Annotated in this window: 10 protein-coding genes and 2 rRNA genes; 8 read left to right on the top strand and 4 right to left on the bottom strand. The window is 30.7% G+C overall.

The annotated features are described in order from the left end of the window. Positions 1–122: 122 nt before the first annotated feature. Positions 123–4,520 carry a translocation/assembly module TamB domain-containing protein gene (locus tag LG651_RS08025; protein ID WP_226695622.1) on the bottom strand — a complete coding sequence of 1,466 codons (4,398 nt, stop codon included), beginning with the start codon at positions 4,518–4,520 and terminating at the stop codon, positions 123–125. A 151-nt stretch (positions 4,521–4,671) separates the two neighbouring features. Here LG651_RS08025 and tsaD point away from each other — a divergent pair, with 151 nt between their 5' ends. The 8 genes from tsaD (at position 4,672) to LG651_RS07985 (ending at position 11,050) form a co-directional block, all read left to right on the top strand. Next, positions 4,672–5,694 (top strand): tRNA (adenosine(37)-N6)-threonylcarbamoyltransferase complex transferase subunit TsaD, encoded by a 1,023-nt coding sequence (gene tsaD / locus LG651_RS08020; protein WP_226695621.1) that lies wholly within the window; start codon positions 4,672–4,674, stop codon positions 5,692–5,694. A gap of 114 nt (positions 5,695–5,808) precedes the next feature. Then, on the top strand, positions 5,809–6,444 hold the full coding sequence (locus LG651_RS08015; protein ID WP_226695620.1) for a peptidylprolyl isomerase: 636 nt from the start codon (positions 5,809–5,811) through the stop codon (positions 6,442–6,444). Next, positions 6,444–7,148 (top strand): 16S rRNA (uracil(1498)-N(3))-methyltransferase, encoded by a 705-nt coding sequence (locus LG651_RS08010; protein WP_226695619.1) that lies wholly within the window; start codon positions 6,444–6,446, stop codon positions 7,146–7,148. The genes LG651_RS08015 and LG651_RS08010 overlap by 1 nt, the downstream gene beginning before the upstream one ends. A gap of 1 nt (position 7,149) precedes the next feature. Continuing rightward, positions 7,150–7,791 (top strand): DUF4159 domain-containing protein, encoded by a 642-nt coding sequence (locus LG651_RS08005; RefSeq protein ID WP_394371663.1) that lies wholly within the window; start codon positions 7,150–7,152, stop codon positions 7,789–7,791. 54 nt (positions 7,792–7,845) lie between these two features. Beyond that, positions 7,846–8,184: a hypothetical protein gene (locus tag LG651_RS08000; protein ID WP_226695617.1), complete on the top strand. Its 339-nt coding sequence runs from the start codon at positions 7,846–7,848 to the stop codon at positions 8,182–8,184. Positions 8,185–8,193: 9 nt separating this feature from the next. Next, complete coding sequence (locus LG651_RS07995) at positions 8,194–8,688, top strand: TrmH family RNA methyltransferase (protein WP_226695616.1); 495 nt, start codon at positions 8,194–8,196, stop codon at positions 8,686–8,688. Between the two features lie 85 nt (positions 8,689–8,773). Beyond that, on the top strand, positions 8,774–9,862 hold the full coding sequence (locus LG651_RS07990; RefSeq protein WP_226695615.1) for an AI-2E family transporter: 1,089 nt from the start codon (positions 8,774–8,776) through the stop codon (positions 9,860–9,862). Between the two features lie 9 nt (positions 9,863–9,871). After that, entirely contained in the window at positions 9,872–11,050 is a 1,179-nt protein-coding gene (locus tag LG651_RS07985) for a THUMP-like domain-containing protein (RefSeq protein ID WP_226695614.1), read from the top strand. A 62-nt stretch (positions 11,051–11,112) separates the two neighbouring features. Here the strand turns inward: LG651_RS07985 and LG651_RS07980 are convergent, their stop codons facing one another. The 3 genes from LG651_RS07980 to LG651_RS07970 form a co-directional block, all read right to left on the bottom strand. Further along, entirely contained in the window at positions 11,113–12,687 is a 1,575-nt protein-coding gene (locus tag LG651_RS07980) for a solute:sodium symporter family transporter (RefSeq protein WP_226695613.1), read from the bottom strand. A gap of 399 nt (positions 12,688–13,086) precedes the next feature. Continuing rightward, positions 13,087–13,194, bottom strand: a 5S ribosomal RNA gene (gene rrf, locus LG651_RS07975). Positions 13,195–13,352: 158 nt separating this feature from the next. Continuing rightward, positions 13,353–13,465: ribosomal RNA gene (locus LG651_RS07970) — 23S ribosomal RNA — on the bottom strand; the annotation flags it as partial.

Genomic DNA, 13,465 nt, shown 5'->3' with positions numbered 1-13,465 from the left:
GTAAAATTAGTAAACAAAAAGCACATATCTAAAGGTTTAATACATTTTTAATAATACTTTAAAAACTACAACGTTTTAGTTGATAAAAATGCACCAAACATTGTGATTTATTAGATTTTACACTAATTATTTGAGGATGATTTAAACGAAATATGCTCGGGTAACGCTGGGTTATTTTCTTCTTTTGGAGCTTCCTCTAAAACGCTATTTTCTTCTTGCTTATTAAATATTTTTTGAAGCAACTCCTTGAACGTATCGAAATCGACATTGTAGGATATACCTATACCTTGAGTATAGCCTATTTGCTCTCCAAAATTCTGAATACTATTTTCTCTATTAAATACTTTTGCGGTAAGTGTACCTTCTTCATTTAATAAAAAACTAATTTCCACATCGCCTGCTACAACAGTTTCTGTTGCTCCGCCTACTGGAACCCCTACTTTACCGTTAATAAGTACTCGATCGTTTAGTTGTGTTTGTAGTGTAAACCCAACCCTGTCATCGGTTTGATAATAGGCCGTATTTTGTCCGGCTTCATAGTTTAAACCGATATTAAGCTTACCGTTATTAGAAAAAATACCATTAATAATACCATTTAATCGTTCGGCAATTGTACCCGAAAAATTTAATTCGTTTAAACCTTGCGAGAACGAGCCTGTTGATATTAAATAAAGGGCTTGGTTTTGTTTATTCTCGTCAGAATCTAAACGATATTGAAGCTCGGATTTTATTGATGAGCTTACATTTGGAAAATTAAAGGAAAAAATAGGATCGAACTGTTCTAGGTTTCCATTTAACGCAATATTTAGTTCTACGGGTATACTTCTATTTATAGGATTATCGAGTAACGGCGATGGATTAGCTTGTGTTTTATAAATGGCTAACATATCAATAGTTGCATCTAGCGGATCGCCTTCCCAAGCAATGGTTCCTCCTGGTTGTACAATAAATTCTTTTTGAATAATACCTCCATAAGCGAAGTTATAAACACCTTCAAAAACGGCGAAATCGCCCCACATATCAAATTTTCCGTTGGTATTAATTTCTACTAACAAACCACCGTTTCCTCGCCCTTTTAAGGAATGTCCGGTATTTTTATCGATTATAATTTCTACTTCAGCATCTTCAGTTACATCTAGATCAAAATCGAGCTCTAACCCTTTAATTTCTTCAAAAACCACTTCACGCCCTTCTCGTTTTGCTTCTTTTTCTTCTTTTGTAATAAAATGTATGTACGAGTTATCTCCAAAAGATTCTGCATCATTTAAAGGGATTTTAAACGTTGTTCCTTTTTTAGTTTCGGCAATAACACGAATTACAAGTTCATCGGTTGGTCCTTGAATACTAGCAACACCTCCTATAAAACCTGTACCGTAGTAAAGCGACTCTTCGGTTTCTTGAGTATCTAAAATTAATAAATTTGAAGACGAAATATCTAGACCTAACTTCCATTGGGAGAAATTATTATGCTCAATATAACCATTAAGTTTTCCTTTTGAATTGTACTTTGAATCGGTTAAGCCAATATTATTAAACACAAAAGATTGATTTTTTAAACTTAAGGAAGCATTATCGTTAAAATTATAATCTACGTTTAAATATGGCACCCCTAATCCGGCATTTGTTAAAATAGCATTACCGTCTATATTTGGTTGATTTAAGTTACCAGACACGCGAATATCTCCTGTTACTTCTCCTCGAATATTTGAAAGTACATCTTCTAACAAGGGGTTTAAAGGATATAAATTAAACTTATTAAGTTCAAGCGAAACATCGATACTGGATTGCTTACCGCTAACATAAATATCGCCTTTTGCTCTAAATGTTTTTTCGGTATCGTCTTTAATTGTAGCATCGACAACATAATTGGTTAAAGACTCGTTTCCTGTAATTGAAGCATCAAACGAACCTAATAGAAAATCATTTATTTTTAAATCGTCTATAACCACGTTCGAATTTGGTAAATAACTCCCATTTTGTTGCAAAACATCTAACTTACCATTTACATTTCCAGATAATTTTAGACTATCGATATCTGGCGTTATTTTAGCTAAATCGACATTAGAAAAATTCAGTTTTATATCTTTTTGTGTAGAATCTTTTAAAAAACCAGAAAGCTTTATTTCTTCATTCTTGTGGTTAATTCTAAACTTATCGATATTAAATTTTGTAAACTTTTTATCAAAAGATACTTTATGATAACGATCTTGATTTTCGTTAATATACCACTTGTTATTTTTTATGGTTACATCGCTCTTTTTAAAGCCTATTACAGATTCGTTCGCTTGGTTTATAGTATGATAAAAACTTAAATTATAAATATCGTTCCCTTTTTTACCACCGTTAAATTCGCTTCGCATAAACAAGGTATCGTTTACGGTTACATTAATTAAATTAAAATCGGAAACATCGTAAAACTTGGTGTTTAACTTATCAATTTCGACATAAGTATTAAATAGCGGATTACTATTATCTACCTGTATTTCAATATTATTAGCTAAATAATCGGGTATTTTAATTTCTGGCGATTTAAAGGTAAGCTTAAAATTTTCTTCATTACTTTCAACAGTTCCTCGAATAAAAGTATTATTTCCGAGCTCTAACTCGGGATAAAATACTTCTACAATTTTATTATAAATATTAAAATGAAAATCGACATTCTGGTTAGCTTCAACTTTATAAGGAACATAATTGGTATATATGTGACCAATGGAGTTTTCGAATAATTTTCTAATTTCTTTTATATAAAAACGGCCTTTTAACTCGCCTTCTATAATATCGGGTGAATTAAATGTTAAGTAACGTTGGTCGTCATTAAAGCGCGATGCTATATCAAATTTTTCGAACCTGTACGTGTCGTTTTCGTTTTTATATCTGGTTTTTTCGAAAGCTATTTTTCCATAGGCGTCATCTAGCGAACTACTATTCATATTCATTCTAACACGACTACTAAATTCTGATATACTATCGTGCTTAACGAAGTTTAATGTTTTTAAATTAGCATAATCTACAATCGCTTCGAAATCGTATTTTTTTATTGTTTCTGAAAAGTCAACGAGTCCATTAAAATTCATTTTTAAATTAGGATCGTTAACTACTAAATTACCATCAAAAATTTTGTTCTTAACTGTTCCTGAAACTTTAGTATTTCTGTAAGCGTAATTGTTGTATTCAATTTTAAAAATATCGCCAATAACTTTTGTGTTTAAAGACTCTACGATAAAACCTTCGCCATTAACATCGACATTTAACGACCCTAAACCAACCGCATCATCGTTTAAAAAAGTACCAAAATCGAAATCTTTAAAAATAACTTTGCCTTTATAGTTTGCATTATCGATGTCGTTAATTTTATCGATTGTTAAGTTGGCATCAATAAAACCTAAATCGGTATTAATATTAACATCGGCATTCACGGCAGTCGATGTTACATGCGAATTACCTCTAATTGTAAACAGGCCAACATTGTTTAAGGCTGAAGGTATGGCTTCACCCAAAACATTAGGTAACAACGCCGTTAAATCCTGGTAAGTAGAGGTTAAATTATTAAACCGACCATCCATAACAAAATTATGATCCTCGGCATTAAACAAGTTTTTAAAACTTAAATCGCCATAAATTTTGGTTTTGGAATTTGTATTAAGAATTAAATTATCGGTTTTTAAATCGTTTAAAGTTCCAGATATATTTGCACTAAAATTAGCAATTTGTTGGGTGCCAAATTCATTGTAAAAAACATTTAATTCGTTTAAATACACACTAGAATTAGTGAAATTCGCATTAACAAAAACCTTGTCTGTAAAATACTGTAAATCTTCTCGCTTATAACTAAATTTTAAATCGCCGTTTAAAGACGAATTTGGTGTTTTAATTTGCAGTCTGCTAAAAGTCATTCCGGATAAGGTATAACTAAAATCAGTCATTAAATTTTTCACCTCTAATCCTCTACTATCTTTAAAAGCCAGCGTATTTATACGAGTACTAACCTCGCTACCGTGAATTAAAAAATTTGTAGCATTTATATTTAATGCATCAAACTGCAAAACAGTTGGTTGTGCATTGTTTTCATTTACTAGTTTAAAAACACTGTTGTAAATAGAAACATCGCTAGACGATAACAAAAAATTACTTGAACTAGTCGATGGGTTATCGTTTTCAAATTTTTCTACAAAAACATCTAAGTTTGTTTTTGCCTCGTCTTTATAAGTTTTAATATTAAATAGTAGGTTTTCAATATCAATATCTCCAAAAACTAAATTTCCGTTGGCTAAATTGGTAAAACTTAAAATTGAAGTATTAAGCTCTTTTATTGCAATTAAAGTGTCTTTTTTATAATCTTCAACATAAATATCTTTAAGTTCTACATCACCATTAAATTGAAGACTTATGCGAGCAATATTAATATTGGTTTTAAACTCATCGTTTAAACGTTTTGTTGCGTATTTTCCAAGTTTAGTCTGAACCCCAGGGACAGAAAGTACTAACACCAAAATAATAAAAAGCATAAGCAAAATGCCCACAATTTTATAAAATATTTTAAATGCCTTTTTGATATGCTTTAATTTGTAGATTTTATTCTTAGAATCTTTATTTTTGCTTTTCGATTGTAGTTATATTTATAAACTTCAATCAAATTTCAAAATTAACAATAATTATGCCCAAATTTTATTAATGGCGTCACAAAATATTTATATACTCGGAATTGAGTCGTCTTGCGACGATACTGCAGCATCTGTAATCCACGATGGCAAAATTTTAAGCAATGTAATTGCAAATCAAAAAATACATGAAGCCTATGGTGGCGTTGTTCCAGAATTAGCTTCACGAGCGCATCAGCAGAACATTGTTCCTGTTGTACATCAGGCATTAGAAAAAGCAAACATAAAAAAAGAACAACTCCATGCTATTGCGTTTACGCGAGGACCAGGTTTAATGGGAAGCTTGTTAGTTGGTACATCGTTTGCAAAATCTTTAGCCTATGGATTAAATATTCCGCTAATTGATGTTAACCACATGCAAGGTCATATTTTAGCTCATTTTATTGATGAAGATGGCTATAATAAACCTCCTTTTCCGTTTTTAGCCATGACCATTTCGGGCGGACATACACAAATTGTTCGTGTTGATAATTATTTTGACATGACAGTTATTGGGGAAACAATTGATGATGCCGTTGGTGAGGCTTTTGATAAAAGTGGTAAAATTTTAGGTTTAGGCTATCCCGCAGGACCAGAAATTGATAAACGTTCGAAACTTGGAAACCCAAAAGCATTCAAGTTTACTAAACCTAAAGTTGATGGTTTAAATTTTAGCTTTTCAGGGTTAAAAACAGCCATTTTATATTTTATACAAAAAGAAACTAAAGCTAACCCCAATTTTATTGAAGAAAATATAAACGATATTTGTGCTTCTATTCAATACACCATTATTGGTATTTTAATTGACAAGCTAAAACTAGCCTCTAAAGAAACTGGCATTAACCATATTGCAATTGGTGGTGGTGTTTCTGCAAATTCAGGTATTAGACAAGCATTAAAAGATGGTGAGAAAAAGTTTGGATGGACTACATACATTCCCAAATTTGAATTTACAACAGATAATGCTGCTATGATAGCCATTGTTGGCTATTTAAAATATTTGGATAACGATTTTGCTAAAAATAATGTTGCTGCCTCGGCAAGGTTAAAAATTTAACTCCAAAAAAAAACAGAGTTATTAACAATATTTCTTAACAACTTATTTACCTTATAAAAGCCTGAAATTCCATATCCTTTAATTTTGATAAGGAATAACAAAACCTACATTTTTATGAAAAAAACATTACTATTTTTAACCTTAGCAGGTTTTACAACAGTATTTTACGCCCAAACATCTACTGAAAAAGAATTAGCACTTTTAGAAACTCCAGAGCAAATTGAAACTTTTTTAGCCGAAAAAAAATCGAAAAAAAACAAGCTTATTACTTTTAATGAAGAAAAGCACAAAACTATTTTAGCTAAAGAGCTTTTTAAATTAGGCGTTGGTGGTACTAAAAAAACCGAAAATGAATTTGAAACCACCTATTTTAAAATTATTAAAAGACATAAAAAGAAATACCAACGAGCCTCTTATATTTACTTAGATGGTAACATTTACGATAAAAAAAACTTAAACGACTTACGTAAACTTATAATAAACAAATACAACAACGGTGCTGCTTTCGATTTTTTAGCGAAGCAATATTCTATGGATTCAAATGCACAAAAAGGAGGTGATTTAGGTTGGGTTACTAAAGGCGATTTACATGAAGATTTTGAACCTTTCATTTTAGATAACCATCATGAAGTTGGCGAGCCTTTTACAATCGATATTCCAAAAAATAATTGGTATTACGTAGCCATGATAACCGAAGAACCAAAAAAAATCGTTGAAATTGAAGTTTTAAAAATTGTTGAACAAAACTAATGCAACTTTTTTACAATCCAGACATTACCGATAGTACAGCAGAATTCACTTTTAATAAAGATGAAAGTCGCCATATTGTAAAAGTATTACGTAAAAATATTGGAGACAGTTTACATATTACTAACGGTAATGGCTGGTTGTTTACTGCCGAAATTTTTGTGAGCAACATAAACAAATGTGTTGCTAAAATAATTTCGAAAACCTTTCAAAAAAAACACAATTATAATTTACATTTAGCAGTTGCCCCAACTAAAATGAACGACCGCTATGAGTGGTTTTTAGAAAAAGCAACAGAAATAGGCATAGACAGCATTACTCCTATAATTTGCGACCACAGCGAACGCAAAGTCGTTAAAATTGATCGTTTTGAGCGCATATTACAATCGGCCGTGAAACAATCGTTGCAATACTATATGCCTAAATTAAATCAAGCTATTACATTTTCAGAATTTTTAAAACAAAATTTTAATGGCGATTTATTTATTGCACATTGCGAAGAAACTAATAAAAAATCATTAAAAAGCCTACTTAAACCCAGTACTAATATTACTATTTTAATAGGGCCTGAAGGCGATTTTTCAATCAAAGAAATTGAAGCAGCTATTAAAAATAAATTTATTCCCGTAACTTTGGGTGAAACCAGATTACGTACCGAAACTGCAGCTATTGTAGCCTGCCATTCGGTAGCGTTTATAAATGAATAGCATGAAATTATATATAATTTTTACATTTTGCTTATTTTCTTTTGTAACTAAAGCTCAAGATTTAGCTGTACTTAAATACAGCGGTGGCGGCGATTGGTATGGAAACCCAACAGCATTACCCAATCTTATAGCATTTTGTAATAAAAATATAAACACTAAAATAAACTCCAAACCTCAAACCGTTGAAGTTGGTAGTCCAGATATTTTTCAATATCCATTTATCCATATGACAGGGCATGGTTATGTGTTTTTTAGTGAGGCTGATGCAGAAAACCTTCGTAACTACCTTATTTCTGGTGGTTTTTTGCACATAGATGATAATTATGGGTTAAAGCCTTATGTAACCAAAGAATTAAAAAAAGTATTTCCTGATAAAGAATTAATTGAGCTACCAGCAAATCATTCTATTTTTAATTCTGCTTTTAATTTCCCCGATGGCTTACCTAAAATTCATGAACATGATGGCAAACGCCCACAAGCTTTCGGTATTTTTCAAGAAAACAGATTAGTTGTTTTGTTTACTTTTGAAAGCGATTTAGGTGATGGTTGGGAAGATTCCGTTGTGCATAACGATCCTGAAGATATTCGTGAAAAAGCACTAAAAATGGGTGCAAATATTGTAAAATTTGCTTTTGAGAATTAATCAAACGCTCTTTTTCAAATTATTCTAAATTTCATTTAAAATAAATAAACTATTATGAAATTAAACTATTACTGTAGCTCACCATCATGTAACAAATTAAATAGTATAAAGGTTAAATCAAATAACCGATATGATTTAAAACAAGAAATAGGTCTAGAAATTAATGAACCTTGTAAATATTGCGGCAGTTACACCAAAAGACACATAAATAGGCTACACGCATCCTCAAATTATGTAATTATTCTTGGAGGGCTTCTTTTAGCAATTTTAATAACCATTATTTTATGGGATTTTGGATTTATTTCTACATTATCTGGCAGTATTCCTATTGCTATTTGGATGAATCAAGAAAAAAAAGCTAGTGCTTTTAACAAGGTATTATTAGATGATTAATCTATACAAATGCAACTAAACCACTACAATACTAATTTTAAAAAGCGCATTTTCCCAATAATATTAGTGTGCGATAATGTTACCAATGCACCAAATATTGGTAGCTTATTTAGAATTTGCGATGCTTTTGGAGTTAATGAGCTTATTCTTTGTGGTGATGTTTCTTTAGGCAGACGGATTACTAAAACCTCAAGATCTACAGAAAAAACAGTGAGCTACAAATTAGCTCAAGATGCTTCAGAGGTAATACATGCTTTAAAAAAAACGCATCAAATTATTTCACTTGAAATTACAGATAATAGCATACCTATACATGCATTTCAATTTCAAATAGAAAAACCTATTGCATTAGTAATTGGAGACGAAAACTTTGGAATATCAGAATCTATATTAAATGTATCGAGTTCTATTATTCATATTAACATGTTTGGGCAAAATAGCAGTATGAATGTAGTTCAAGCTACCAATATCGCCCTTTATGAAATAACTAAACAATTTTTATAACTTTAAATAAATATTGAAGTATTTTATCTTGGTTGTTTCTAGTCTCAACCGAAATGGCTAGATTTACTTAAATTATTATATAACATTGACGTCTAAAACCATTTCTAACGGAATTTTAAGAGCTATTGGCATTATACTTAGTATTGCTTTGGTGCTTTACTTTTTATATAAAATTCAATCTGTAATAACTTATATAGCTATTGCAGCAGTTATATCCTTGATAGGCCGACCTATTGTCTCTTTTTTAGAAAATAAATTAAAATTTAAAAATACACTTGCGGTAATTTTTACTATGCTTGTTTTTTTTGGAGTTTTTGCCGGTATAATGGCTTTAATAATACCGCTTCTGGTTAAACAAGGCGAAAACTTATCTTTAATAAATATTGAAGAATTACAAACCAATATTGAAAATTTATATAACGAAATTTTAACGCACTTCGATTTACACCAAAGCGATATTCGAAATTCTTTAAAAGAATCGAATATAGCTTCAAAAATAGATTTTTCCATTCTGCCGGATTTCTTAAATTCTGTGGTTAGCGGTTTTGGCAATTTTAGTATCGGGTTATTTTCGGTTTTATTTATTACGTTTTTCTTTTTAAAAGACAACAAAATGTTCGATAACGGTGTATTAACACTTATTCCTGAAGGTAAGGAAGAACGCTGGAAACGCTCATCTAACAAAATTAAAGATTTACTTTCTCGCTATTTTGTGGGCTTAATTTGTCAAATTTCAATACTCTTTATTATTTACACCATTGGCTTATTAATAATTGGCATTGAAAACGCAGTGCTTATTGCTTTTTTATGCGCACTAATAAACCTTATCCCTTATTTAGGGCCTGTTATTGGTGCTGTTTTAATGGTAATTTTAACAACTACAAGTAATTTAGGAGAATCTTTCAGTGAATTTATTTTACCTAAAACTCTTTGGGTTTTAGTAATTGTAACCTTTGGCCAACTTATAGATAATTTTATATCTCAGCCGGTTATATTTTCAAAAAGTGTAAAATCTCACCCACTAGAAATATTTTTAGTTATTTTAATAACAGGTATATTATTTGGTATTGTAGGTTTAATAGTTGCTGTACCTGCGTATACAGCACTAAAAGTTATTTTAAAAGCTTTTGTTACAGACAATAAAATAGTAAAAAAACTTACCAAGAATTTATAATAGTTTCTTTTGAATTTATCTATTTTAAATACTGAAATTCAAAATTATATAGATGAAAATCTAAACGCAGATATTAACACCCTTTTACTAAAAGGAAATAATTTTGAAACCGTAGCAATAAAAACAATAATTGAACAAATTGAAGCTAAAAAAAGATGCCAAAAAAAGCTACCAACTTGGTTTGAAACTAAAAATATTTATTACCCAAATAAATTAAATATTGAGCAAACTTCTTCAGAAATTTCAGCAAAATACAAAGCTTCTTTAATCTCTGGAAAATCTATAATTGATTTAACTGGTGGTTTTGGTGTAGATTGTTTTTACTTCTCTAAAAAATTTGATGTTGTAACGCACTGTGAAATAAATGAAAACTTATCTAAAATTGTAAATCATAATTACAAACAATTATCAATACCTAATATACAAACCAAAAACGTTAATGGTGTAGATTATTTAAGCAATATTGATACTAATTTTGACTGGATTTACATCGACCCGTCTCGCAGACACGATACAAAAGGTAAAGTCTTTTTTTTAAAAGATTGTTTACCAAACGTACCAGAACATTTAAACCTTCTTTTTAATCATTCAAAAAATATAATGATTAAAACTTCTCCTCTACTTGATATATCTGTAGGGTTAAACGAATTAAAATATGTAAAAAACATTCACATTGTCGCTATAAATAACGAGGTAAAAGAATTACTTTGGGAGTTAGAATATGGGCACGAAGCTTCTGTAGAAATAAAAACAGTTAACCTTAAAAACAATAAAAAAGAACACTTCAATTTTATTTTGAATGAAGAAACAGATACTGAAACAATATATGAAACTCCACAAACTTATTTATACGAGCCAAATTCAGCTATTTTAAAATCTGGTGGTTTTAATATTATTAGTAAAAAACTTAAGATTTCTAAACTTCAAAAACATTCGCATTTATATACTAGTGCAGATTTAATTAAGTTTCCTGGTCGTATATTTAAAATTGACAAAGTGATTCCGTATAACAAGAAAAGTATTAAATCTTTAGGAATAAAAAAAGCTAATATTACCACACGAAACTTTTCTGAAAGCGTTAGCCAAATCAGAAAAAAGTTTAATTTAAAAGATGGTGGAGATATTTACTTGTTTTTTACTACAGATGCTTTAGGTAACAAATTAATGCTGCTCACACAAAAAATATAAAACTAAAAAAACAGGATGCTAAAAACATCCTGTTTTTTATTCTATTTATTTTAATAAAATTTCTAGCTAAAAATAATGTATGTTGATATTACAACTAAGCATATTAATGCGCCTACTATTTTAACAGGCTTCCAAGGCACAACGTCAACTTGTTTTGTGTAAAACTGTTCGTATGGTGTTTCTCTTGGTTTTAATTTACCAATTACAAGCATAATTATAATAGTAAGCACAAATGTAATGGCTTGCATATGCAACATATGTAAACTAATCACGCCCAAACCGTTAGCTAAAACTATATATAAAACATATACTACAAATGCAAAAATAACACCTACTTTTGCAGCAATAGCAGGTACTCGTTTGGTTAATATACCTATTACAATTACCGACAAAATTGGTACACTATAAGCTCCATTTACCGTTTGTAAATAACCAAAAATACTATCTGCATAAATTAAAAATGGTGCAATAAACATGGCAAAAAATGCTAAAATAACACCAAAAGTTTTCCCTTTTTTTACAACTACACGGTCGCTAGCCTCTTTATTTATAAACTGCTTATAAATATCAACCCCATATAATGTTACACAACTATTTAAAGCCGAATTAAATGAACTTAAAATAGCTCCGAACAATACAGCTGCAAAAAAGCCCACCCAAACATCAGGTAAAACATCTGCAACTAATTTAGGGTAAACATCACTGGTTGCTAATCCTTCCCCGTACTTATGATAAGCTATAATACCTGGAAGTACCACTATTATTGGGCCTAAAATTTTAATGAATGCGGCAATGGTTAAACCTTTTTGCCCTTCAGCAAGATTTTTTGCTCCTAAAGCACGTTGAATAATTTGCTGATTACTTCCCCAATAAAACAATTGAACAAGCATCATACCTGTAAAAATAGTCTCAAAAGGAATACTTGAATCTGGACCACCAATAGCATTTAACTTTTCTGGATGATCGGTTCCTAGTTTTGCCAATCCTGACATAATAGTTCCATCGTCTCCAATAGCCATTAATCCGAATATTGGAATTAAAAGCCCTCCAATTAATAAGCCTACAGCGTTTATTGTATCTGAAACCACAACAGCCTTTAATCCACCAAATATAGCGTAAATAGATCCTATAATTCCTATTCCCCAAACGCAAATCCATACTGCAGCCCAACTGCTAACACCTAGTAATTCTGGAATATTAAACATGCCACTAATGGCTTTAGAGCCTGTAAATAAAACCATTGGCAACAATACAACAGCATAACCTGTTAAAAATAATCCTGACGTTATCGCTTTGGTGGTTTTATCGAATCGTCGTTCTAAAAATGTTGGAATAGTTGATATACCGCCTTTTAAATATCTTGGCAGTAAAAATATAGCAGTAATAACCATTGCTATAGCAGCAAGAGTTTCCCATGCCATTACCAAAATACCATCGGTATAAGCATCACCATTTAAGCCTACAATTTGTTCGGTAGATAAATTTGTAAGTAATAATGAACCTGCAATTACAACTCCGGTTAAACTTCGTCCTCCAAGAAAATAGCCATCGGATGATGATTCGTCTGTTTTCCGAGTTGCATAATAAGATATAACGGCCACAAGTAGAGTGAAGCCTACAAAAGAGATTATTCCCATAATTTAGTTTAGTGTTGGTTAAAATATTCTCCAATAATACCACTTATTTTCGTTTAGTAAAAATAAAATTACTAATAATAGATTATGTCATATATAACAAAACAAAAAAACTACATGTTATGTCAAGAGTTTGGACTACAAACACAAATAAGTAACGCTATAACTAGAAATCAAGTAGAAATTGATACCATTTAATTAAGAAAAATACAGTCGTTATTAACTTAAAATATTATAAACACCAATCATAACCCACAAATCACAGTTTTCTTGATTTTAATTAATGAACACTAAAGCGTCATAGTATATAGTAATGATTAACTATAAAAAGTGCTATATTTTTTTTAAAAAGGAAAAGTACTAAAACAAAAAAACCCTTCACAGTATTGTGAAGGGTTTGAAAAAAGGCGGCGACCTACTCTCCCACGAGTGTAGTACCATCGGCGCTAATGGGCTTAACTTCTCTGTTCGGAAAGGTAAGAGGTGAGCCCCATCGCTATAACCACCTTAAACTGTTGGTTATTGATTTTCTATTTCTGGTTGTTGGTAAACTACCAACTAATAACCATTAACTTACAACCATTAACCGCGCTACTGCGCAAATATCTTAACATATTGAAAAAAATCATGACTAGTAATTAGTTTGTACTCTTATAAAAAAACAGGCGTACAATAAGCCTATGGGTTATTAGTACTACTCGGCTATGACATTACTGCCTTTACACCTGTAGCCTATCAACGTAGTCATCTCCTACGACCCTTTAAAGAAATCTCATCTTGT

This window comes from Neotamlana sargassicola (assembly GCF_020523965.1).
Taxonomy (GTDB): domain Bacteria; phylum Bacteroidota; class Bacteroidia; order Flavobacteriales; family Flavobacteriaceae; genus Neotamlana; species Neotamlana sargassicola.
Note: the sequence above shows the minus strand (reverse complement) of the source record. Positions and strands in the feature narration are given on the sequence as shown.